This is a genomic window from Flavobacterium sp. (genome assembly GCF_035456085.1).
Taxonomy (GTDB): Bacteria; Bacteroidota; Bacteroidia; order Flavobacteriales; family Flavobacteriaceae; genus Flavobacterium.
Genome location: NZ_DATIDY010000008.1, coordinates 1 through 22,538, shown reverse-complemented (window position 1 = coordinate 22,538; position 22,538 = coordinate 1). Strand labels below are relative to the sequence as shown.

Genomic DNA, 22,538 nt, shown 5'->3' with positions numbered 1-22,538 from the left:
TTCAATTTCATTTTAACAACCAAAATACTGACAACCAAATATTTTGCGTAACTTTATGTAAAAACACAAAAAGATGCGTAACCTAAAAATAATGCTAGTTTTGATTATTCTTTTTAGCACTATTTCATGCAAAAAAGAATCGGATTCAAAATCGATTGTTACCGAAAAAGATACAACCTGGTATAAATTTAATTCAGAGAATGAATTCCTTGGATTAGGAAAACCAGAATTTGGAGATTTAGATAGTATGGTTGCTCGCCGAAGAATTCGCGCTTTGGTTCCTTACACTCATCTTTATTACACCATTAATCTAAATAAAAGGAGCGGTGTAGCATTTGAAGCTTTAACTCTTTTTGAAAATGACATCAACAAACAATTACATTTGAAGCCCCACCAGGTTAGGATTATTTTTATACCAGTAAATCGGAGTCAGATTATACCGCTTTTGCAAAAAGGCTATGCAGATTTGGGTTATGCCGGTTTAACAATAACGGAGGAACGAAAAAAATTGGTTGATTTTTCTATTCCTTCAATTACTGGACTTAAGGAAATTATTATCGGAGGTTCCAAGTCTCCAAAACTAAATTCTCTTGCAGACCTTTCGGGCAAAGAAATTTATCTTCGGGAAGGCAGTAGCTATGAATCTGCAGTTTTAAAATTAAATGATTCATTCAAAAAAATAAACCGAAAACCAATTATTATTAAACCTTTAGATCCATATTTAGAATCTGAGGATATTCTTGAAATGATCAATTCTGATGTCATTCCGTTTACTGCAATGGTGGAAGATGTTGCCAAATTGTGGGCCAACGTAATGCCAAATTTAATTTTATATGAAAAAATTCCAATAGCCAGAAACATATCTTATGGTGTGGTACTGAGAAAAAACTCTCCAAAATTGAAAGCTGCATTAAATATTTTTTTAGAAAAAAATGCAAAAGGCACATTGTTCGGAAATATGCTTTATAATAAATATGTGAAAAATGCAGATCTTCTACCAGATATTTACACAAAAAAAACGTTTTCCCAAGTAAATGTCCTTAAAGCACCATTTCTTAAGTATGCTGATCGCTATCAACTGGATTGGCTGCTTCTAATTGCTCAAGGATATCAGGAATCTGGATTGAATCAAAAACTGGTGAGTCATAAAGGAGCTGTTGGAGTAATGCAAGTTTTACCTAAAACCGCAGCTGGCAAACCATTTTATATCAGAAATATTTATAAAATAGATAACAATGTTCATGCTGGAGTTCAATATATGAGATACTTAATTGATAGGTATTTTACAGATCCTAAGATAGACAAATTAAATCGTCATTTATTTGCTTTAGCAGCCTACAATGCTGGTCCTAGACGTGTACAGGAATTGCGGGATAAAGCCAAAGCCACTGGACTAAATCCAAATATTTGGTTTGATAATGTTGAACTGATTGCTGCCAACGAAATTGGTCAGGAAACTATACAATATGTAAGTAATATTTATAAATTTTACGCTTCCTATAGAGCATTGAGTTACTATGCAGAACAACGTGGCAAAAAAATAAGATCTTAATTTGATAGTGTCATAATTTCTTCAATCTGATTATGATTATGAAACATATATTCATTCTAAAATTCTTATTTTTGCGTCAAACAGAATTTTTCAATGCAAAAATATATAGAACAACTTAACGAAGCTCAACGCGAACCAGTATTGCAAAAAGATGGTCCAATGATTATCATTGCAGGTGCAGGCTCTGGGAAAACTCGTGTGCTTACCATCAGGATTGCTTATCTGATGCATCAGGGAGTAGATGCTTTCAATATTTTGTCGCTTACATTTACCAACAAAGCGGCAAGAGAAATGAAAAAACGTATCTCGGATATTGTCGGGCCAAGTGAGGCTAAGAATCTATGGATGGGAACTTTTCACTCTGTATTTGCTCGAATTTTACGTTCTGAAGCGCACCATTTAGGGTATCCTTCTAACTTTACGATTTATGATTCTCAAGATTCATTACGCGCTATTTCTGGAATTATCAAAGAAATGCAATTGGATCGTGATATATATAAGCCAAAACAAGTTTTGGGCAGGATTTCGAACTTTAAAAATAGTTTAATTACTGTAAAAGCCTATTTCAATGATCCAGATTTACAGGAAGCAGATGCGATGAGTAAAAAGCCTAGGATGGGTGAAATTTATCAGAATTATGTTGATCGTTGCTTTAAATCGGGTGCAATGGATTTTGACGATTTGTTATTAAAAACCAACGAATTACTTACTCGTTTCCCTGAAGTTTTAGCAAAATATCAAAATCGTTTTAGATATTTATTGGTAGATGAGTACCAAGATACGAATCATTCACAATATTTAATTGTCCGAGCTTTATCAGATAAATTTCAAAATATTTGCGTGGTAGGGGATGACGCTCAGAGTATTTATGCGTTTCGTGGGGCAAATATCAACAATATCTTGAATTTTCAAAAAGATTATGAAGGTGTAAAAACTTTTAGATTAGAGCAAAATTACCGCTCAACCAAAAATATTGTTGAAGCTGCTAATACCATTATTGATAAAAATAAAGTAAAACTCGATAAAGTAGTTTGGACAGCCAATGATTTTGGTCCTAAAATAAAAGTGCATCGCAGTATTACTGATAATGAAGAAGGACGCTTTGTTGCCGGCACGATTTGGGAACAAAAAATGAATAACCATCTGAACAATAGTGCTTTTGCAATTCTATATCGTACCAATGCACAGTCCAAAGCGATGGAGGATGCATTACGAAAAAGAGATATTCCGTATCGAATTTATGGTGGTTTATCTTTTTACCAAAGAAAAGAGGTCAAAGATGCGCTCTGTTATCTGCGATTAGTCCTCAATCCAAAAGATGAAGAAGCTCTAATCCGTGTAATCAATTATCCGGCACGAGGAATTGGAAATACTACGATCGAAAAACTAACAATAGCGGCCAATCATTACAAGCGTTCGATTTTTGAAGTCATGCAAAATATTGAACGAATCGATTTGAAACTCAATTCTGGAACAAAGCAAAAACTATTGGATTTTGTTACTATGATTCAGAGTTTTCAAGTTATTAATGAGAATCATGATGCTTTTTATGTTGTTGAACATGTAGCCAAAAAAACAGGCTTGATTCAGGAATTAAAAAAAGATGCTACTCCAGAAGGAATGGCTCGTATCGAAAATATTGAACAATTATTAAATGGGGTTAAGGATTTCATCGAAGGTCAAAAAGAAGTTGATGGCGCAACAGGATCTTTATCCGAATTTATGGAAGATGTCGCTCTGGCAACCGACTTAGACAATGACACCAGCGATGAAGATCGTGTAGCTTTGATGACAATACACTTGGCCAAGGGACTTGAATTCCCACATGTTTTTATTGTTGGAATGGAAGAAGATTTATTCCCGAGTGCTATGAGTATGAGCACAAGAAGTGAATTGGAAGAAGAACGCCGTTTGTTTTATGTAGCTTTGACTCGTGCTGAACATCAGGCATATTTAACGTATGCGCAATCACGTTACCGTTGGGGCAAATTGACCGATAGCGAACCTTCTCGTTTTATTGAAGAAATCGATGGACAATTCTTGGAATATTTAACGCCTGCAGAAAGTAATTATCGTTATAAATCATCCATTGATGCAGATATTTTTGGAGATGTTGATAAATCCAAATTGAGATTGGCAAAACCAGTAGGAGCAACACCCCCAAAACATGTTACTGATAATCAACCCAAACCAGAAGTGAATATTAGAAAATTGAAACCAATGGCAGGAAGCAATGCTCCTTCCGGAAGTGCAAATCTTTTTGATAATAAATTGGCAGCTGGAAATGTAGTGATGCATGAACGTTTTGGCAAAGGACAAGTCATCAATTTGGAAGGTGTTGGAGCTGATAAAAAAGCCGAAATCAAATTTGAAGTTGGAGGAATTAAAAAATTATTATTACGATTTGCAAAATTAGATATCATAGGCTAAAAATGTTTAAGCTTAAATGGTTGGAATCTCAGCAACTTTAAATTCAAAAAAATGGCTCAATTCATCAAAATATACGAAACTAATCCAAATGAGGCGGCAATAGACAAAGTGGTAAAAGTGCTACGTGACGGAGGTCTGGTTATATATCCAACTGACACCGTTTACGGATTAGGTTGTGATATTACCAATTCACGTGCGCTTGAACGAATTGCCAAAATTAAAGGCGTAAAACTTGAAAAAGCTAACTTTTCATTTGTTTGTCATGATTTGAGCAATTTATCTGATTATGTAAAACAAATTGATACTTCAACTTTTAAAATTTTAAAAAGAGCCTTACCTGGACCTTACACATTTATTCTTCCAGGAAATAATAATTTACCAAAAGAATTTAAAAAGAAAACAACTGTCGGAATCCGTATTCCTGATAATTCTATTGCTCTTGAAATAGTACGTCAATTAGGAAATCCAATAGTTTCTACTTCGATTCATGATGATGACGAAGTTATTGAATACACAACAGATCCTGAGCTTATTTTTGAAAAATGGCAAAATTTGGTAGATGTTGTTATTGATGGAGGTTACGGAGCTAATATTGGTTCCACTATAATTGATTTGTCTGGAGATGAACCAATTGTAGTGAGAGAAGGAAAGGGAAATGTTGATATTATTTAAAAAAACAGTAATCTTTTTAATTAATTTTAAAATTTCACTTGAAATAAATTGGAAACTTAGTATTAAAACCTTTATTTAGTAAAATAATATTTGAAAATTTGCGTTCTAATATATAAGATATGTAATCTTTAATTTATATTTAATTGGTTGTTAAAAAAGAATTGAGATTGCATTAAAAACAGGACTTATGTCCTGTTTTTTTTGTTTATAGCTGTAAATAAAAAAGTTACTTCAAGTGTGATTCCTAATTTAATTTATTCCCAACTTTTTTTTCAATTTTAAAAATAAAAGTCCAATAGTATATGCGTCTTCAGCAGGGGAATTGCGATAACTTTTGGGGAGTTTGAAAATTTCGGAAAGTTCTTCTAGTGAAAATTGTTTGTCATTGATATCGACAAGTTTTCGATACATAACATCTATATCTAAAGCTTCATTTTTCAATCGGCCGCAACCTAATTTTGCCAAAGCGATATTAATCATATCTACATCAAAATCAACATGATGACCAATCAAAACAGCATTTCCGATATAATCAATAAATGCCTGAATTGCATCAGGTTCACTCAGTTTTTTCATTTTACTCTCCAAAATAAATTCATTTGATAGACCATTATCATGAAAATATTTATATTGAAGCAAAATAGATTCAAAATTATCTCCGATTTGAATTGCGTTATTAGTTATGGCAAAAGAACCGATTGATAAAATAACATCTTTTTCAGGATTTAAACCAGTAGTTTCGGTTGTAAATACGACAAATCGTTTTGATTTTTTATCAAACTTAGCTAGATAATTTTTCCAAAATTCAGGATATTCTTTGTTTATATTTTTTAGCCAATCAAGCATTATTTATGAAAATTGTGTTAGTTTAAAATTACTTTTTATTAATTCTTCTAAATCTCTCATTGGGGCTAGGGCATTCTTTAGTTTTTCTCTATCTAATTTATTCAGTTCACTGATATTGATATATTGACCAGAATTTTCATTTTTCAAGCCTTCGTTCACTCTAAATTTTGATAAAATCAAAAATGCTTCAGCGCAATTAAGATAAATATCCGCATTTTTCGAATCAATAATAGCTAATTGCTTGAATCTTAAATAGGTATTATTTAGTCCTTTAATTTTAAAATGCAACGCAAATAATCTTGCCCCATCAATTAGTGGCATTAACGCTCTTGTTTTGATATCAAATTTATCTTTATGAGGTTCGTCTTCTTCTAAGGCAAATTTCTTAAAGAATGTAAGAGGCGAATTTTTTCTTAAAGCATCATTACCTAAGAAATCAAAAAACAAAGAGTTGTGTTCTAAGTCTTTCTCTATTACATTTTCTATTGCTTCAAATATTTTTTTCTCACCAAAAACAAGTTCCAAATCAAAGAAAATACTACTTAGATCATTACTATTTTCACCTGGAGTATTCATCCAACTATTGTATTGTTTTGTCCAGTCTGTCAACGATTTACACCATAACATATTACTTGCCATATGACCATTGGGACACAATTCATAACCAACTTTTTCGAGTGTTGCAGTTGTTTTTTTGCCTAATCTCAAAAAATAATCCCTTACATCTCTGTATTTATCAGGAGCAACATCTTCAAAAATTAACATGCTATCTTGATCTGTTAGTAGTAATTGTTCTTTTCTTCCTTGGCTTCCAATGCTTAACCATACAAATCGAGCAGGAGGTGAGCCTAAATCTAAAATTGACAATTCGACTGCGCGTTTTAAAAGAGCAGAATTTATCTCACTTGCAATATTATTAATATTAGAAAGCGGTATGTTTTTATTAATTGAATTTTGAATTAATTCTGTCAAACGTTCTCTAAGATTTTTTAAGTCTTTGGCACTTGATGAACGTTTAATTTCTTTGATTAAAACACCAGGATTATTTGCTTGTGCAATAATTAAATCGTGCTCAGAAATGACTCCTTTTACTGGAGATTTATCTGTCCCATCTGAAGTCACACATAAATGAGTTACATTATTTTTTAACATCATCAATTGCGCTTCTGCTAATGAAATATTTTCAACAACTGTAACTACTGGTGAAGACATAATCGCTTTCATAGTAACAGTCAATGGGAATTGCCCAGTAGCAATTTTGGAGCACATATCGGTATGTGTAACAATCCCAATTGGCAAATGATTATCACAAATAACAACACTTGACGAAACATTTTCGGTCATTAAATACGCAACATCCTTTGCAGTTTGATTAATAGTTGCAATAAGGGGCGATCTATTGTAAGTTAATGATTGAAAATATTGCATTTCAGACTTTTGGCCGATATAAAAGACATTGTCACTAGCTAATTTTCCTCTTAAGTTTTCTTTTTCTTTTGGATTCCAAGTGTTTGTAGCAAAACTTTCCAATAAAAAGTTTAAAACATCTGGATTATTAGCTACAAAAGGTCTAAAAGTTGCGATGGGAATTGCGTAAATTATACTCTCGTCACGTGATTTTGCGGTCATCATATAGTTATTTTTGGCAAAGAAAGGTCTCAAACCAAAAACATCACCAGCATGACATTTATTCAAAAGCGTTTCCTCAGCATCTGCAATAACAGACAGATGAATTGTTCCAGAAGCTACAACATAAAAGGAATCATGCAATTTATCGTCTATCTGAAATAAAGTTTCGTTTTTATCTAAGTTTAAAACTCGAATATTTGTAGCAATTACTGCTAATTCTTGAAAGGTTAAATTGTCAAAGGGCGGGTATTCTTTTAAAAAATCAGCTATATTTTCAGCAATTGTATTCATAGTTAGTTTGTAAAGTAAAATGCACGTAAAAATAATAAAAAATAGAAGGAATATTGGCGGGTTAAATTTTAAATTTGATTTATTATCAGATAGTTAAATTTTTCATAAATAATAGCAGTGCCGCATAGTATTAACTGTAAATCTTTAATTTTAGTATTAAATAAATAATTAAACTATGAAAATTTTAAAAATCACATTTTTAGTATTGTTTTCAGTATTTGCAGTATCATTTGCAAATGCACAAGAAAAACCGAAGAGTCCTGCTGAAAGCGTAACAGGAAAAATTAATGGGGCTACAATCCAAATAAATTATGGTAGTCCATCTGTAAGAGATAGAAAAATCTGGGGAGAATTAGTTCCTTTTGACCAAGTTTGGCGTGCAGGTGCGAATGAAGCAACAACTTTTGAAACAGACAAAGATCTTACAATTGAAGGTTCCAAATTACCAGCTGGTAAATATTCATTTTTTATTATTCCAAATAAAACTGAATCAGTTATAATTTTTAATAAAGAAGCTAAACAATGGGGAGCTTATAAATACCAGGAAAAAGAAGATCAATTACGTGTAAAAGTTAAGCCACAAACTGGAAAGGCTAAAGTTGAAAAATTAGTTTACACAATCAATGCAAATAATGTAACCTTGAGCTGGGATGATTGGAATATCAGCTTCAAAGTGAAATAATCCACAATATTTTTGTGAGTTTAAATCATTGTCAAATGGCAATGATTTTTTTTTGATATAAATTCAGAATAAATTACTTGTATCAAAATCAAAATGAAAGTGCAAGTTAAAATAAAGTTTAAATCATTTTAAGGATAGAAGTAAATTCAATAAATTCTATTTTACATAATATAAATTATAGTTCAAAAACTATATCTTTAATTTTAGCGTGAAAGCATTATCGTAACCTTTGTGTTTATCATCATTTTTCCATTATCACATTCTACTGGATTTATTTGTCTTTAAAAAAAAATATAGAACCAAATTTTAAAAGTTACTTTTGCAAATAAATAATTAACGATTCTTAATATGACAAAGGCAAAATATTTTCAATTAATTATAATTTTAGGATTCATGACGGCTCTTGGGCCATTTTCAATTGATATGTATTTGCCAGGATTCTCAGGAATTGCAAAAGATTTGCACACATCAGTGACAAATGTTTCTATGTCATTGTCTAGTTATTTTATTGGAATTTCATTTGGACAATTATTATACGGACCGTTATTAGATCGTTATGGACGAAAAAAACCTTTGTTTTTAGGACTTTTAATTTATATTTTGGCTTCTTTAGGATGTGTTTTCGTTCGTGATATTGATACATTTATTGGATTGCGATTCGTACAAGCTGTTGGAAGTTGTGCCGCTACAGTAGCTTCGGTCGCAATGGTCCGTGATTTATTTCCAGTAAAGGAAATACCAAATGTGTTATCAAAATTAATGTTAGTTTTAGGGCTTTCGCCAATGCTCGCACCAACTATTGGCGGTTATATTACTACCAATTTTGGCTGGCACACGGTGTTTTTTATCCTAATGATGTTGGGTATTTTTGTCCTGGTTAGTTCGCAATTGGGTTTACCAACAACTCGACTACCCGATGAAACAATTTCTTTGAAACCCAAACCAATACTAAATAATTTTATTTCAATCATAAAAGTACCGCAGTTTAATACATATACATTGACTGGAGCTATATCATTTTCTGGGTTGTTTACTTATGTAGCAGCTTCTCCGATTTTGTTTATGAGTATTTTAAAAGTTGATGCGCAGACATATGGATGGATTTTTGCTTTTATGTCAGTGAGTTTTATTGGTTCGAGTCAATTGAATTCTCTTTTCCTAAAAAGATTTTCTAGTGAACAGATGATTTTTGCTTCGCTAATTACTCAAATAATTATCAGTTGTATCTTTTTGGTTCTGGCATTTAATGGTCTTCTGGGATTATATAGTACCATCGTTATGTTGTTTTTGTTTTTGGGATGTTTAGGGATTTCAAATCCCAATACCGCTGCATTAACTCTTGCGCCTTTTCCTAACAATGCAGGAAGTGCTTCGGCGTTAATGGGCGCTAGTCAGTTGGGACTTGGGGGTTTGGCTTCTTTTGCAGTTGGTATTTTTGTAAAAGATTCAATTGTTCCAATGGTGGCTATTATGACTTGCACAACGATTATTGCCTTTTTCATTTTGATTATAGGCAAGAAAAAAATCAAAAAAACCATTGTAAATTCAGATGGTGAAATTACAATGGCACATTAAGAGTTAATTTGTTGTTTAAAATTAAAATTTTTTCAATAATACAGATTCGCCGTTTATCATTACTTCGAACTGTCCTAATTTCTCATTAAAAGTAGTCCTGATGTAATTGCCTTTGAAAACTGTGACATCTCCATAAATTTTCGCATTATCATCTGTTACAAAATCAAATAAAACCTTTTTATTATCCGAATCTATACCAAGTTTGTAGCTTTTAAATTTTGTATCCTGTATTGAAAATTCTTGTTTAGTGTCAATTATTTTATCATTAATATAAAAATTGACAACCTTTTCGCTTAAGCTAATATCTGGATAATATTGATTAACTTTTTTTAGTAGATCATATTGTGCCACATTTGCATTTTCACTTTTCGATGTAATATTTTGTGCAAATGAGACTAAGGTGAACATACAACAAAACATTAAAATATACTTTTTCATAATTTTTTTTTTAATTTTAAACAAATCAGTTAAATAGATTTAGAAATTTACGACTAAAAAAAATATAAACAACTATAAAACAAGTAATTATGTAATAAATTCTGATAATTTTATAAAATATTTACCTAGCTTTTCTTATCTGGTCTAATAATCATCCTTAATGATTGATCTTTGGAAAAATAAGCAATCATCCACTGATAAAAAGTATTAAGCCGGTTACGATACGTAATTAATGACATGAGGTGTACAAATAACCAAAGCAGCCACGCAAAAAAGCCTTTGAAATGCATTTTAGGTTTTGGTAAATCAACTACCGCTTTGTTTTTTCCTATGATTGCCATTGAGCCTTTATCTTTATATTTAAAAGGTTTTAATGGTTTATTTTGAAGTAATAATTTGAAATTTTCTGCTAAATTTATCCCTTGCTGAATTGCTACTTGTGCCAATTGTGGATGACCTTCAGGAAAATCAGCGTCGGCAAATTGGATAGATGTATCACCAATTGCATAGATATTTTCGGTACCTTTTACTTTTTGAAAACCATCTGTGATCATTCGCTTACCTCGTCCATAACTTTCGGCAGGAATCCCTTCAAAATCGCGGGCTGAAACTCCAGCTGCCCAAATCAGGTTCTTTGTCTGAATAGTGTTTCCATCAGCAAAAAAAACAGTATCATCTTTGTAATCGATCACACGAGTGTTTAATTTAACAACAACTCCGAGCTTTGTCACAGCATCAAGAGTTTCTTTTTGAGATTCAACACTCATTGGTGATAATAACGCATCTCCTCCATCAACTAAATAAATATTACTTGCTGATGTTTCAAGTTCTGGATATTCTTTTAGCAAGATATTTTTACGCATTTCTGCGAACATTCCAGATACTTCTACGCCAGTTGGTCCGCCACCTGCAATCACAATGGTTAATAATTTTCTGCGTTTACGGATGTCTTTGCAGATAGCAGCTTTTTCAAGATTTTTTAATAAAGTATTACGCATTTCAATGGCATCATTGAGCGTTTTCATCGGAATAGCATTTTTTTTGACATTTTCCATGCCAAAGAAATTAGTTTCTGCGCCTGTTGCAAATACTAAATGATCGTAATGCAAGTCGCCATTATTAAGAATAACTTTGTTTTCGGATGGAATTACTTTTTGTACTTCGCCCAAACGGAATTGTAGATTTTTTTTACCGGCAAAAAACTTTCTGAAAGGATAACTGATACTGGCTGGTTCCAAAAAAGCCGTAGCCACTTGGTAAATAAGTGGCGGAAAAAAATTGTAATTGTTCTTGTCAACAAGTACTACTTCTATCCCTTTTTTGTCAGTTAGTTCTTTGGCAAGATTTATACCAGCAAATCCTCCGCCTATTATTACTATTTGCATATCGTACGTTTTATAAAGTGTTTATTTATAAAAATACAATATAAATAAGAAGAAAAAATTTAGTTTTTGAATTTTTTAACAGGCTTTTCCGTAGTTTGTGTTTTGTTTTGAAGTATATGATTTGCTAACAATTTTTCTATTAATTCGTCTTTAGTAAGATGATGAAAAATGGTTTTGATCTTTGTTTTCAATTCAGGATCTACATCATGATTTGGTTTTGTTTTGAAGATTTGCTTTGCCCACAAAAGCGTATTATTTTCTTCAATACTTGCTACTGATGGTTTTTTGTATTTAGTGAATTGGATTCCTAATTCTCTTTCGAAGTCGGCAATTTCAGCAACTTCTTCAGGTTGTAATACTGTTAGAGAAAGTCCTTTTGCTCCTGCCCTCGCCGTTCTACCGCTACGGTGAACATAGACTTCATACACATTCGGCAAATGATAATTCACTACATAAGAAATTTCTTTTACATCAATTCCTCTTGCTGCCAGGTCGGTGGCAACTAAAATATTAATATGTCCTTCACGGAATTGATCCATAATTCGGTCACGAATTCCTTGAGATAAACTTCCGTGCAACGCTCCAGAAGAAAATTTATTGATTGCAAGATTTTTGGCTAATTTATTAACTGCAGCTTTGGTTTTACAGAAAATAATACCGCGTTCCCCTTCTTTAGAATTTAGAAAATGCATTAAAACATCCAGTTTTTCTATCGGTTCAACTACAATGTAATTATGGTCAATTTCTTGATTACCGACAGTTTCCATACTGGCACTCACCTGAACAACGTTTTTATTCAAATAATTCTGAATCAATTGTTTGATAGTTCCTGGCATAGTTGCCGAAAACAAAAATGTTTTATAGTTTTTTGGCAATTCAGTGATGATTTCATCTAAACTTTCCTTTAGAATAGAAACCATTTCATCAGCTTCATCTAGTACTAAGAATTTAGTATCTTTTAGGATAATGGCTTTGCGTTGCAACAAATCGATTAAGCGGCCCGGAGTTGCAACAACAATATGAGTTGGAGTTTTTAATCTTTCAATTTGTGGTTTGATTGGAATTCCACCGCAAACCGCTGCTATCGAAATTTCGGAACTGTATTTTGCGAAATTTTCAAGATTAGTAAAAATTTGTTGACCTAATTCTCTAGTTGGAACCAAAATCACAGCCTGGACAGCCGTTGACTTTGAATCTATTAATTGTAATAAAGGCAATCCAAAAGCAGCCGTTTTTCCCGTTCCGGTTTTAGCAAGTCCCACTATATCTGTGGTATTTGATAAAAGCAGCGGAATCGTTCTTTGCTGAATTTCTGTTGGATTTACAATTCCCATTTCGGTAATCGCTTTTAGTATATCTGCTGAAATTCCTAAATCTGAAAATTGTTTTGACATGCTTTTAAAATTTAAATGTAAAAAAGCAGAGACGTAATATAGTACGTCTCTACGCGAATATTATTTGTTTTTTAGTCGGCCTCGTTCATGATTTTTTCACGATATTTCTTTCCGATTAATAAAAGCATTTTTTGTTTATAATCATCCAATAACCATTCTCTGTAGTTTTTACTACATTGGCTAAGGCATTTTGAAAAACGTTTTACCCTATCTTCAATATCGGCATCCAATTCTTTAGATAATGCTTTAGCTTCTTGTAATTCTTCGGTATTATCGACACACATTGCGGCATGCTGATCGATAGATTTATCCAAAACAACTTTAGACCTTAAGTTCTGAGCTATAGCAAGTTTGTGTTCTTCATCTACATCAAAAGTTACATCTGCAGTTTTACTAAATTTAGCACGTAACTCTGGAGGCATCGTGTATTTGAAATGCAATTCGATTTCGCTATCATCTCTTAAATTCTCCAAATAAAACTCAGGAGATTTAAAAATATGTTGCCAATTTACTGGATCACTCCAAAGACCAAAACGAGCTGCATTATTCCCTAAATCAATCACAGTAAATTCATCTTTTCCAGGTAACTTTCTCGAACCACGACCAATCATTTGGAAATATAATGTCAACGATTTGGTGGCTCTGTTCAAGATAATTGTTTCAACTGTCGGTTCATCAAAACCCGTTGTAAGGATTCCGACTGAAGTTAAAATAGCGTCTGGTGTGTGTTTGAACCAATGAAGAATTTCTTTTCGCTCCTCGTTACTGCTGGTGTTATCCAAGTGACGAATCCCGTATCCAGCCTCTCTAAACGTTTCATAAACATATAAAGAAGTGTTGATACCATTGTTGAAAATCAAAGTTTTTTTGCCTAAAGATTTCTCGGTGTAAGCATGCAATAATTTCTCTTGCATTGCCATATTGGTATACAAATCATCAGATGACTTTACAGTATAATCTCCGTTGATACCAACTTTTAATGATGTTAATCCCACATCATAACTATAAGTAATTGCTTTTGCCAGGAAACCATTATCTATTAATGAGCTAATAGTGTCTCCCACAATTAGTTCATCATAGCTTTGGTGCATCGGTAATTTTATATTTGAACTCAATGGTGTTGCAGTAACTCCAAGGATGAATGCGTTTTTGAAAGATTTTAATAATTTTCTAAATGAATTGTAATGTGCCTCATCTATAATTACTAAACCAATATTGTCTAAGTGTAGTTTTTCGTCATTGATACGGTTTTTCAAAGTTTCGACCATAGCCACAAAACAGGAATAATCGTTTTGATCAGGAAGTTCTTTGACTTTGCTGTTGATAATTTTGTTTTTTACATCAAATCCTTTTAGCATTTTTGATGTTTGCTTACACAATTCGATACGGTGTGTGAGCACCACAACTTTTTTGTTATGTTGAGATAAATAACGGCGTACAATTTCAGAAAAAATTACAGTTTTTCCTCCACCAGTTGGCAATTGATATAATAAATGATGTTGAGGAGGTGCATTGTCTATACGCTCAAAAATGGCGTCAATGTCTCCTTTTTGGTAAGCGTAAAGTTCTTTCCGGGTCTCGTTTTCAATTTCTAAACTTTCTTGATGCATTGTCTATTTTTCGATTTTTGCAAAAATACGCCTAAAAAACAGTTATCGAGCCATTTTTTTTAAAAATTATCCAACGAATTAAATAAAAAAATGGTTTATACATTTTAGCCTATTTGATCTTCTAAAATTTCGATACTTGCTTCGAAATCAGAACGGTTCTTCCATTTTTGTCTTGAAGCTTCTGCAGCAATAGCCAACAATCGAGTCTTGAATTCGCTGATAATTCCATTAGAAATAATAAATTTTACAGCTTGTTCAAAGGAATTAAACATGCTTTTGTAAAATAATTCTTGTTTTATAAAGTTTCCAGAAGCAAATGTTTGAGCAATTTCTATGTTATAAAGCATCACATCAGCAATGACAAATGGGTCAACACCTAATAGAATAAAGTGTTTAATGTATTTTTGCGCAACGGATCGTCTCATTTTTGGTTTTTTCCTCTTCCCTTTTGTTTGCAATGGAAAATACTCGTGAGAAATCTTAAATTTACATTCCTGCAATAATTTGTCTTCCTTAGGATTGAATACAAAATCATAGTAGACTTTCACAGGACTAAACTTTTCATACAACTCAATAATTTGCTCTTCTAATTGCTCTTTAGTGAGTTCATTCAGATATTTTTTTAAATCGCGCTTGCTCATTATTAAAGTTTAAGAATACAAAAGTAATTTCTTTAGCATTCAATACTGTAATTAACATTGTTATTACTTAATTTTGTTGATTAAATTTAGTTTTTGTAAGGAATTATCTCTTTACTTCGACTTCAACCATTTTAATTTTTAATTTTCCCTATGCTCAAATTATTTAAGATTGTCGCGATTTTGGAAGGAATCTCATATTTAGTTTTATTTTCGAATATGCTTTTCATTAAACCAAACCATTTAGAACTTTACAAAACGCTTTTATATCCAATTGGAATGAGCCACGGAGTACTATTTATCGGGTATGTTTTATTGGCTTTTTTACTAAAAAAATCCCAAAAATGGGACTTGAAAACCTTTGGACTTATATTAATTGCTTCGTTAGTACCGTTTGGAACTTTTTATATCGAGAAAAAATATTTGTAACAAATGAATAAAATCATTCAATCCATTTTTGATTTCCTCTACCCTGTACTTAGGCATTGGGGAATGAGCAGGAACATGTCTACCTATGTAAGCTTGTTTTTTAATACTATTTTGCTTTGCATTTTGGCGTATGGATTGTATGTTGTTTTCCGATATTTATTGGTAAAAATAATGATTATTGTTGCCAGAAGAACGCACACCAAATTTGACGATTTATTAGTAAGCAATAAAACAGCCAAATATGTTGCTTATTTGGTTCCGTTATTTTTTGTTTATAAATCAGTTCCTGTCATTCTTGATAAATTTGAATATTGGGAGAGTATTTTTGGCAAAATTGTTGGTGTTTATATCATTTTACTGATTTTATGGATTGTCCGAAGTGTTTTTAATACGCTTCGCGATTATTTAAAATTAATTCCACGATACAGTGACAAACCAATTGATAGCTTCATTCAAGTTATCATGATCGTGCTTTGGATGTTCGGAATTATATTTATTATTTCCAAATTATTTGAGATTGATCAAAAAGAATTATTAACTATTCTTGGAGCAGTTTCAGCAGTAATTATTCTTGTTTTCAGAGATACCATTTTAGGATTTGTGGCAAGCGTTCAGGTCGCTATAAACGACATGGTTCGAATTGGAGACTGGATTACAATGGACCGTTACGGTGCCGATGGAGATGTTATCGAAATCAATTTGGCTACGGTAAAAGTTCGAAATTTTGACAACACCACGACTACTATTCCGACCTATAGTTTGAGTTCAGATTCTTTTCAAAACTGGCGCGGAATGCTAAATTCCAATGGAAGAAGGATTAAAAGACATATCATAATTAAAGCCAGTAGTATTCGTTTCTTGGAAGAAGAAGAATTAATCAATTTCAAAAAAATAGAACTTTTGAGTACTTATATTGATACCCGAAAAAACGAAATTGACCATTACAATATCAGTCATAATATTGATAAAAGCTTAGCCATAAATGGAAGAAACCTAACGAATATGGGATTGTTCCGAAAATATATTAGTCAATATCTTCATCAAAATCCAAGTTTAAACAAAGATATGACAATGCTCTGCAGACAATTACAGCCAACTCCATATGGCATACCGCTCGAAGTTTACGCTTTCTCCAAAGACAAACGTTTTGAAAATTACGAATACATTATGTCTGATATATTCGATCATATTATCGCGTCAGTTTCTTATTTTGATCTGGAAATTTTTGTAATGCCTACCGAAAATAATATTAAATCATAATATCTGTCGGTTAATCATCCTTATTTGGGCAAGACCCCATTTTGGGAAAGGGGCAAAATTTCTTTGCGCTTATTCGCCCCTTTCCCAAAATGCGGTCGGGCTATCCATGCTACTTCGGTAGCTTATTTCTATCCCTCTTGCGACTTATAGGTTTCAAAAAAGATCATTTGTTTAAAAAGTACTTCAACAAAATGCTATTATAAACGGTCTTTTACATATTCAATTTCAGTCTTTCCGTGAGCTTTTGGTTTGCCTTTTTCGTCAACGTTTACCATGACTGTTTCATCAATTGTAATAATTGTTTCGCGGGTCATCATATTTCGAGCTTCACATTTTAGAGTTAGTGAAGTATTTCCAAATTTGACTACATCAATTCCTATTTCTACAATATCGCCTTGTCTCGCCGAGCTTCTAAAATTGATTTCCGACATGTGTTTGGTTACAATTCGGGGATTTTCTAATTGTATAATCGTATATAAAGCTAGCTCTTCGTCAATCCAAGCCAATAATTTTCCTCCAAACAAAGTTCCGTTAGGATTTAAATCTTCTGGTTTTACCCATTTTCTAGTATGAAATCTCATAATTTATTTATTTAATTAATGCTAAAATAAGATTTTGCTAACAGTAAATTTTATATTTTTAATAGAAAAAAAAGATGGACCAGAGAGATAAATTAATCAAAGAAATTCGCGGAGAATCATTGGGTGATACAAATGTACAATCTTCTTCAGATGAATTGTTTCAAAACCAAGTACTTAGACCTATTTTACAATTGCAAAATGATTTGTTTATCGCCTCTTTTTTAAATTATATCAATAAATACAAAAGAGATTTTTATACCAAATCGGTTGAAAATAAGCTAGCTATCATCGAAAATGCAATTCAGAAAGACATTAAATTCCGAAACGCTTTAAAAGGAATGATCATCGGTTTATTTACCAATGATGAATATGCACTTTATATCCAAAATTCGTCCAGCTTAAATAAAAGAATGATGAATTTATTAATCGAAAGATTGAAAAGTCAAGTTCAATTGTTTGAAAAAGAATAAATCTTTTAAAACAAAACAAAAGACAGCCTTTCAATCTATTTTGAAAGGCTGTCTTTTTGTTATTTATTCAGTTTTATTATTGTGTGATCTGTTTACTCAAAACATAAAAGTTTTTATCAACTTCTACTTTTTCAATTGCAAAAGGACTGTCTAGTTCTGTCCAATCTGATTTTGGATTTAAAGTAACTTCAGAACCATTTATCAATACTTTTATAGGCATATCAAAACCAGGAATAGTATTTGTCCATCGATATTTTAAAGTACTTTCTGTAAATGAATATTCTAATGTAGGAACCTGTGTAGTTCTCAAATACTGATTAAAAAATGGTTTTAAATCAATGCCAACTTGTTGACTCAAATAATCTTCAATCTGTTTGGTAGTCACCGTTTGATGATAAAAAGTGCTATTTAAACCTCTCAAAATAGTTCTCCATTTTTGGTCATTATCAACAATCTGGCGCAAGGTGTGTAATACATTTGCACCTTTAAAATACATATCTCCAGATCCTTCATTATTTACATCATATTGACCGATAATAGGTTTGTCATTTCGAATGTTTCTGCGAATTCCACGAACATATTCGGCACCAGCATCTTTTCCATAATAATATTCTATAAAAAGTGCTTCAGAATAATCGGTGAAACTTTCATGAATCCACATATCAGCAATGTCTTTGTAAGTAATATTATTTGCAAACCATTCGTGCCCCGACTCATGAATAATAATGTAATCAAATTTCAAACCCCAACCGGTTCCACTCCAATCAAGCCCTAAATATCCATTTTTATAGCCATTTCCATAAGTTACACAGCTTTGGTGCTCCATTCCCAGATAAGGAGCTTCTACCAACTTATAACTATCTTCATAAAAAGGATAAGGTCCAAACCAATGTTCGAACGCTTTCAGCATTTTTGGGACATCTTTAAATTGCACTTTGGCTGCTGCCAAATTATCTCTTAAAACATAGTAATTACAATCCAAGTTTCCTTTTTCTCCTTTGTATTTTTCGGAGAAATTTACATAATCACCAATATTGATATTCACTCCGTAATTATTAATCGGGTTGGAAACATACCAATTAAAAGTTTTTGAACCGTCTTTCTCCGTTTTGACACTTTGCAATCTTCCATTAGAAACATCAGTTAAATTTCGAGGAACATTTACGCTAATTAACATATTTTCGACTTCATCATACATATGATCTTTGCATGGCCACCAAACACTAGCGCCCAGACCTTGACATGAAGAAGCTATAAAATCTTTTCCGTTTTTATCTTTTTTCCAAGTAATTCCTCCATCCCAAGGTGGATTAACGGCTTCTTTTGGTTTTCCTCCAAAAGAAATCACAATCTCTTTTGTGTCCCCAACTTTTTGAGTAGTCGATAATTCAATGAAAAAAGCATTTCCTTCTCTCACAAATTTCTGTTCTTTACCATCTTGTGTTACTTTCAAAATCTGCATTGGTTCCTGCAAATCAATCTGCATTTTATTTGATTCTGCTAAAACAGTATAACGAACAGTGTTTGACCCACTAATAGTTTTTTCTGTCGGATTCACTTTTATATCCAAATGATAATATTTTAAATCCCACCAAGCTCTTTCTTTGGTGATAGATCCGCGCAAAGTGTCCTGATGTGTAAAAACGGTTTCGGACTTATTGAGAAGCCCTTGTGCATTGGCTGCAAAACCAAATAAAAAGACGATAAAAACGCCGCAAAAGTAGTTTTTCATTATATAGAGATTTGGAATAATTTGTATGTTTTTACAAGCTAAATATAGAACAAAAGTAAACATTCAATTGAAATTTAAATAATTTAATAATTCCCAATCAAATAATAAAATACAAAATTCATTATACTTCTCTATTTTAGCTTTTTAAAATTATTTGTGCTTTATGAAATCAAATCTGATTCTATGTTTTTTGTTTTTTTCATTTTGGCTAACAAGCTATTCTCAAGTCATACCAATTCATAAAATAAGTGAAAAAGTTAGTATTGATGGCGATTTGTCAGAATGGGAAATGTCATTTTTAGGACCATTTGTGATTCATAATTCAGGTGCAAAAGCAACTCAGCAAACCTTTGTTTCGTTTTCATGGGATGAGAAAAATCTTTACATAGCCTACCGTTCAGAAGATTCTAAAATTATAGGTTCTAATCAAGGACAAGATTCCCACATATATAAAACAGATGATTTAGTAGAAGTTTTTATAGATCCAGACGGAGATGGTCAGAATTATGTAGAAATTGGCGTAAATGCTTTTTCGACTAATTATGATTTATTGATTGAATGTATTTCTGCAAATTGTGGTGGATGGAAAACTTCAACAGCCTTCACAGTTATTGGAATGGAGACTGTCAGCAAAATAAATTCTGAAGGTTTTTCTACTGAAATAAAGATTCCATTTTCAAGTCTTGAAAGCATCAAAAATGGAAATTTTATCATACCTAAAATTGGTACAAAATGGAAAGGAAATGCTTTTCGGATTGATTATGGTATGAAAACAACTGAATATCTTTCTTTACAGCCTTATAGAAGTTCTAAATTTGGGTTTCATCAACCAAAAGAATTTGCTGATTTTGAATTTGTTGATTAAAAAATGATCGTTTTAATGAAACCTGAAGCCCTAGCCCTGACAGTAGCGGCATCCTTTTGTGCCGGGGTTCGGCACAAAAGATACAGCGTATGGCAGGATTAGCTCCTGATAAAAATATTATTTCTGACGTGCTTTTAAAACATTGACAACGTCATTTAATTGATACCCTTTGGCTTGCAATAAAATCAGGTAATGAAAAAGTAAATCAGCGCTTTCGTCTAAAAACAAATGATCGTTGTTGTCTTTGGCTTCAATAACTACTTCTACAGCCTCTTCTCCTACTTTTTGAGCAATTTTATTGATTCCTTTTTCGAATAATGACGCCACATAACTTTTCTCAGAATCGGCGTTGTCTCTACGAGATTTGATGGTTTTTTCTAAATTTGAAATAAAACCATATTCTTGATTATTAGGCTCTTGCCAACAAGTATCTGCACCAGTGTGACAAGTAGGACCTTCTGGTTTTGCCTGGATTAAAAGTGTATCTCCGTCACAGTCGTTTTTGATGCTTACTAAGTTTAAAAAGTTACCACTCTCCTCGCCTTTTGTCCAAAGTCTTTGTTTAGAGCGGCTGTAAAAGGTTACTTTTTGCGTTTCAATTGTTTTTTGAAGCGATTCTTCATTCATATATCCCAGCATTAGGACATTTTTTGTTTCCGAATCTTGAATAATGGCTGGAATTAATCCATGTGAGCTTTTGATATCGATGTTCATATTTTTAAGTATTAAGTAGGGAGTATTAAGTATGAAGTTGAATTGCAACTGGACTTAAATACGTACTTCTATATTGTTTTTTTTAAGTTCTTTTTTTAATGTTTTGATTTCAATTTCTTTGAAATGAAATACGCTTGCCGCCAATGCTGCGTCAGCTTTTCCTTCTACAAAAGTATCTACAAAATGTTGCATATTTCCAGCTCCACCCGAAGCAATAATTGGAATATTTACTAATTCGGATAATTTTGCCAAAGCTTCATTTGCAAATCCATTTTTGGTTCCATCATGATTCATTGAGGTAAAAAGGATTTCTCCCGCTCCTCTTTGTTCCACTTCTTGCGCCCAATCGAATAATTTAATTTCGGTTGGTACTTTTCCGCCTACCAAATGCACGATCCATTCTCCATCAATTTGTTTGGCATCAATCGCCACAACTACGCATTGTGAACCAAATTTGTTAGCCAAATCGTTGATCAACTGCGGGTTTTTAACCGCCGAAGAATTGATAGAAACTTTGTCAGCTCCGTTTTGCAATAAAACTTCAACATCTTCAACTGCCGAAATTCCACCTCCTACAGTAAATGGAATATTGATAGTTGCCGCTACTTTGCGAACCAAATCAACTAAGGTTCTTCTTCTTTCTTCGGTTGCCGAAATATCTAGAAAAACCAATTCATCCGCACCTTCATCTGAATAGATTTTGGCTAATTCCACAGGATCTCCAGCGTCACGCAAATCTACGAAATTAACGCCTTTTACGGTTCTTCCGTTTTTAATATCGAGGCAAGGGATTATTCTTTTTGTTAGCATTTTTTTAATGTGTCAATTTGAGAATTAGTCAATTAGATAATTACTTTGCAAAATCAGTAATTATCTAATTAATTAATTTTCTCATTATCTAATTATAAAATTCTCTAGTTGTTTCAACGAAATTCTTCCTTCGTAAATGGCTTTTCCGATAATGGTGCCTTCGCAACCTAATTCGGCTAATTTTGGTAATTCATCAAAGGTTGAAATTCCTCCTGAGGCAATTAATTTCAATCCTTTTGCCTGTTCTAAAATTTTGGCATACAAATCAAAACTTGGTCCTTCCAGCATTCCGTCTTTGGCAATATCCGTGCAAATTACGTACTGAATTCCTTTGTTTTGATAATCTTGGACAAATGGCACTAAATCTTCATCCGAATCTTCTAACCAACCCGATACGGCTACTTTTTCGTTATTGGCATCAGCTCCCAAAATAATTTTATCTGAACCATATTCAGCAATCCATTTTTCGAAAATAGATCTGTTTTTGACAGCAATACTTCCTCCTGTAATTTGGTTTGCACCTGATTCAAAAGCA

General features: G+C 32.4%; 21 protein-coding genes. 9 read left to right on the top strand and 12 right to left on the bottom strand.

What is annotated here, in order from left to right; all coding sequences use genetic code 11:
* Positions 1-73: 73 nt before the first annotated feature.
* From VLC96_RS00555 to VLC96_RS00545, 3 genes are all read left to right on the top strand, one after another.
* Positions 74-1,552 (top strand): MltF family protein, encoded by a 1,479-nt coding sequence (locus VLC96_RS00555; protein ID WP_325260012.1) that lies wholly within the window; start codon positions 74-76, stop codon positions 1,550-1,552.
* Positions 1,553-1,645: 93 nt separating this feature from the next.
* On the top strand, positions 1,646-3,982 hold the full coding sequence (locus VLC96_RS00550; protein ID WP_325260010.1) for an ATP-dependent helicase: 2,337 nt from the start codon (positions 1,646-1,648) through the stop codon (positions 3,980-3,982).
* Positions 3,983-4,033: 51 nt separating this feature from the next.
* Positions 4,034-4,654, top strand: a complete 621-nt coding sequence (locus tag VLC96_RS00545; RefSeq protein WP_325260008.1) for an L-threonylcarbamoyladenylate synthase — start codon at positions 4,034-4,036, stop codon at positions 4,652-4,654.
* 249 nt (positions 4,655-4,903) lie between these two features.
* On the opposite strand, the gene VLC96_RS00540 is transcribed toward VLC96_RS00545, so the two are convergent.
* Together VLC96_RS00540 and VLC96_RS00535 are read right to left on the bottom strand one after the other, a co-directional pair.
* Complete coding sequence (locus VLC96_RS00540; protein ID WP_325260006.1) at positions 4,904-5,500, bottom strand: 3'-5' exonuclease; 597 nt, start codon at positions 5,498-5,500, stop codon at positions 4,904-4,906.
* Positions 5,501-5,503: 3 nt separating this feature from the next.
* On the bottom strand, positions 5,504-7,420 hold the full coding sequence (locus tag VLC96_RS00535; RefSeq protein ID WP_325260003.1) for a DUF294 nucleotidyltransferase-like domain-containing protein: 1,917 nt from the start codon (positions 7,418-7,420) through the stop codon (positions 5,504-5,506).
* A 175-nt stretch (positions 7,421-7,595) separates the two neighbouring features.
* On the opposite strand from VLC96_RS00535, the gene VLC96_RS00530 reads away from it, so the two are divergent.
* Positions 7,596-8,102: a DUF2911 domain-containing protein gene (locus VLC96_RS00530; RefSeq protein ID WP_325260001.1), complete on the top strand. Its 507-nt coding sequence runs from the start codon at positions 7,596-7,598 to the stop codon at positions 8,100-8,102.
* A gap of 348 nt (positions 8,103-8,450) precedes the next feature.
* Complete coding sequence (locus tag VLC96_RS00525) at positions 8,451-9,677, top strand: multidrug effflux MFS transporter (RefSeq protein ID WP_325259999.1); 1,227 nt, start codon at positions 8,451-8,453, stop codon at positions 9,675-9,677.
* 21 nt (positions 9,678-9,698) lie between these two features.
* On the opposite strand, the gene VLC96_RS00520 is transcribed toward VLC96_RS00525, so the two are convergent.
* From VLC96_RS00520 to VLC96_RS00500, 5 genes are all read right to left on the bottom strand, one after another.
* Positions 9,699-10,115, bottom strand: a complete 417-nt coding sequence (locus tag VLC96_RS00520; protein WP_325259997.1) for a hypothetical protein — start codon at positions 10,113-10,115, stop codon at positions 9,699-9,701.
* A gap of 125 nt (positions 10,116-10,240) precedes the next feature.
* A complete protein-coding gene (locus VLC96_RS00515) occupies positions 10,241-11,500 on the bottom strand; it encodes an NAD(P)/FAD-dependent oxidoreductase (RefSeq protein WP_325259995.1) in 1,260 nt (419 codons plus the stop codon).
* A 59-nt stretch (positions 11,501-11,559) separates the two neighbouring features.
* The gene (locus VLC96_RS00510; protein ID WP_325259993.1) at positions 11,560-12,894 is read right to left on the bottom strand and encodes a DEAD/DEAH box helicase; all 1,335 of its coding nucleotides are present in this window, start codon (positions 12,892-12,894) and stop codon (positions 11,560-11,562) included.
* 71 nt (positions 12,895-12,965) lie between these two features.
* A complete protein-coding gene (locus tag VLC96_RS00505) occupies positions 12,966-14,504 on the bottom strand; it encodes a DEAD/DEAH box helicase (RefSeq protein ID WP_325259991.1) in 1,539 nt (512 codons plus the stop codon).
* Between the two features lie 104 nt (positions 14,505-14,608).
* Positions 14,609-15,145: a DUF6155 family protein gene (locus VLC96_RS00500; protein ID WP_325259989.1), complete on the bottom strand. Its 537-nt coding sequence runs from the start codon at positions 15,143-15,145 to the stop codon at positions 14,609-14,611.
* Positions 15,146-15,295: 150 nt separating this feature from the next.
* Here VLC96_RS00500 and VLC96_RS00495 point away from each other — a divergent pair, with 150 nt between their 5' ends.
* Together VLC96_RS00495 and VLC96_RS00490 are read left to right on the top strand one after the other, a co-directional pair.
* Positions 15,296-15,571 (top strand): DUF3817 domain-containing protein, encoded by a 276-nt coding sequence (locus VLC96_RS00495; RefSeq protein WP_325259987.1) that lies wholly within the window; start codon positions 15,296-15,298, stop codon positions 15,569-15,571.
* A 3-nt stretch (positions 15,572-15,574) separates the two neighbouring features.
* Positions 15,575-16,831 carry a mechanosensitive ion channel family protein gene (locus VLC96_RS00490; RefSeq protein WP_325259986.1) on the top strand — a complete coding sequence of 419 codons (1,257 nt, stop codon included), beginning with the start codon at positions 15,575-15,577 and terminating at the stop codon, positions 16,829-16,831.
* A gap of 197 nt (positions 16,832-17,028) precedes the next feature.
* On the opposite strand, the gene VLC96_RS00485 is transcribed toward VLC96_RS00490, so the two are convergent.
* Positions 17,029-17,412, bottom strand: coding sequence for an acyl-CoA thioesterase (locus VLC96_RS00485; protein WP_325259984.1), 384 nt, complete (start codon positions 17,410-17,412; stop codon positions 17,029-17,031).
* A gap of 74 nt (positions 17,413-17,486) precedes the next feature.
* Between VLC96_RS00485 and VLC96_RS00480 the strand changes: the two genes are divergently transcribed.
* The gene (locus VLC96_RS00480; RefSeq protein WP_325259982.1) at positions 17,487-17,882 is read left to right on the top strand and encodes a glyoxalase; all 396 of its coding nucleotides are present in this window, start codon (positions 17,487-17,489) and stop codon (positions 17,880-17,882) included.
* Between the two features lie 76 nt (positions 17,883-17,958).
* Here the strand turns inward: VLC96_RS00480 and VLC96_RS00475 are convergent, their stop codons facing one another.
* On the bottom strand, positions 17,959-19,614 hold the full coding sequence (locus VLC96_RS00475; RefSeq protein ID WP_325259981.1) for a M1 family metallopeptidase: 1,656 nt from the start codon (positions 19,612-19,614) through the stop codon (positions 17,959-17,961).
* Positions 19,615-19,777: 163 nt separating this feature from the next.
* Between VLC96_RS00475 and VLC96_RS00470 the strand changes: the two genes are divergently transcribed.
* The gene (locus tag VLC96_RS00470; protein WP_325259979.1) at positions 19,778-20,479 is read left to right on the top strand and encodes a carbohydrate-binding family 9-like protein; all 702 of its coding nucleotides are present in this window, start codon (positions 19,778-19,780) and stop codon (positions 20,477-20,479) included.
* A gap of 117 nt (positions 20,480-20,596) precedes the next feature.
* Here VLC96_RS00470 and hisIE read toward each other — a convergent pair whose 3' ends face one another.
* The 3 genes from hisIE to VLC96_RS00455 form a co-directional block, all read right to left on the bottom strand.
* A complete protein-coding gene (hisIE, locus tag VLC96_RS00465; RefSeq protein WP_325259977.1) occupies positions 20,597-21,193 on the bottom strand; it encodes a bifunctional phosphoribosyl-AMP cyclohydrolase/phosphoribosyl-ATP diphosphatase HisIE in 597 nt (198 codons plus the stop codon).
* Positions 21,194-21,247: 54 nt separating this feature from the next.
* A complete protein-coding gene (gene hisF / locus VLC96_RS00460) occupies positions 21,248-22,003 on the bottom strand; it encodes an imidazole glycerol phosphate synthase subunit HisF (protein ID WP_325259975.1) in 756 nt (251 codons plus the stop codon).
* 84 nt (positions 22,004-22,087) lie between these two features.
* Positions 22,088-22,538, bottom strand: a 451-nt coding sequence (locus VLC96_RS00455; RefSeq protein WP_325259973.1) for a 1-(5-phosphoribosyl)-5-[(5-phosphoribosylamino)methylideneamino]imidazole-4-carboxamide isomerase, incomplete at its 5' end; no start/stop codon positions are given.

What these genes read in the sequence shown, in the direction of transcription:
- VLC96_RS00555 (WP_325260012.1), top strand. Translation starts at nt 74, where the DNA reads ATGCGTAACCTAAAAATAATGCTAGTTTTGATTATTCTTTTTAGCACT.
- VLC96_RS00550 (WP_325260010.1), top strand. Translation starts at nt 1,646, where the DNA reads ATGCAAAAATATATAGAACAACTTAACGAAGCTCAACGCGAACCAGTA.
- VLC96_RS00545 (WP_325260008.1), top strand. Translation starts at nt 4,034, where the DNA reads ATGGCTCAATTCATCAAAATATACGAAACTAATCCAAATGAGGCGGCA.
- VLC96_RS00540 (WP_325260006.1), bottom strand. Translation starts at nt 5,500, where the DNA reads ATGCTTGATTGGCTAAAAAATATAAACAAAGAATATCCTGAATTTTGG.
- VLC96_RS00535 (WP_325260003.1), bottom strand. Translation starts at nt 7,420, where the DNA reads ATGAATACAATTGCTGAAAATATAGCTGATTTTTTAAAAGAATACCCG.
- VLC96_RS00530 (WP_325260001.1), top strand. Translation starts at nt 7,596, where the DNA reads ATGAAAATTTTAAAAATCACATTTTTAGTATTGTTTTCAGTATTTGCA.
- VLC96_RS00525 (WP_325259999.1), top strand. Translation starts at nt 8,451, where the DNA reads ATGACAAAGGCAAAATATTTTCAATTAATTATAATTTTAGGATTCATG.
- VLC96_RS00520 (WP_325259997.1), bottom strand. Translation starts at nt 10,115, where the DNA reads ATGAAAAAGTATATTTTAATGTTTTGTTGTATGTTCACCTTAGTCTCA.
- VLC96_RS00515 (WP_325259995.1), bottom strand. Translation starts at nt 11,500, where the DNA reads ATGCAAATAGTAATAATAGGCGGAGGATTTGCTGGTATAAATCTTGCC.
- VLC96_RS00510 (WP_325259993.1), bottom strand. Translation starts at nt 12,894, where the DNA reads ATGTCAAAACAATTTTCAGATTTAGGAATTTCAGCAGATATACTAAAA.
- VLC96_RS00505 (WP_325259991.1), bottom strand. Translation starts at nt 14,504, where the DNA reads ATGCATCAAGAAAGTTTAGAAATTGAAAACGAGACCCGGAAAGAACTT.
- VLC96_RS00500 (WP_325259989.1), bottom strand. Translation starts at nt 15,145, where the DNA reads ATGAGCAAGCGCGATTTAAAAAAATATCTGAATGAACTCACTAAAGAG.
- VLC96_RS00495 (WP_325259987.1), top strand. Translation starts at nt 15,296, where the DNA reads ATGCTCAAATTATTTAAGATTGTCGCGATTTTGGAAGGAATCTCATAT.
- VLC96_RS00490 (WP_325259986.1), top strand. Translation starts at nt 15,575, where the DNA reads ATGAATAAAATCATTCAATCCATTTTTGATTTCCTCTACCCTGTACTT.
- VLC96_RS00485 (WP_325259984.1), bottom strand. Translation starts at nt 17,412, where the DNA reads ATGAGATTTCATACTAGAAAATGGGTAAAACCAGAAGATTTAAATCCT.
- VLC96_RS00480 (WP_325259982.1), top strand. Translation starts at nt 17,487, where the DNA reads ATGGACCAGAGAGATAAATTAATCAAAGAAATTCGCGGAGAATCATTG.
- VLC96_RS00475 (WP_325259981.1), bottom strand. Translation starts at nt 19,614, where the DNA reads ATGAAAAACTACTTTTGCGGCGTTTTTATCGTCTTTTTATTTGGTTTT.
- VLC96_RS00470 (WP_325259979.1), top strand. Translation starts at nt 19,778, where the DNA reads ATGAAATCAAATCTGATTCTATGTTTTTTGTTTTTTTCATTTTGGCTA.
- hisIE (WP_325259977.1), bottom strand. Translation starts at nt 21,193, where the DNA reads ATGAACATCGATATCAAAAGCTCACATGGATTAATTCCAGCCATTATT.
- hisF (WP_325259975.1), bottom strand. Translation starts at nt 22,003, where the DNA reads ATGCTAACAAAAAGAATAATCCCTTGCCTCGATATTAAAAACGGAAGA.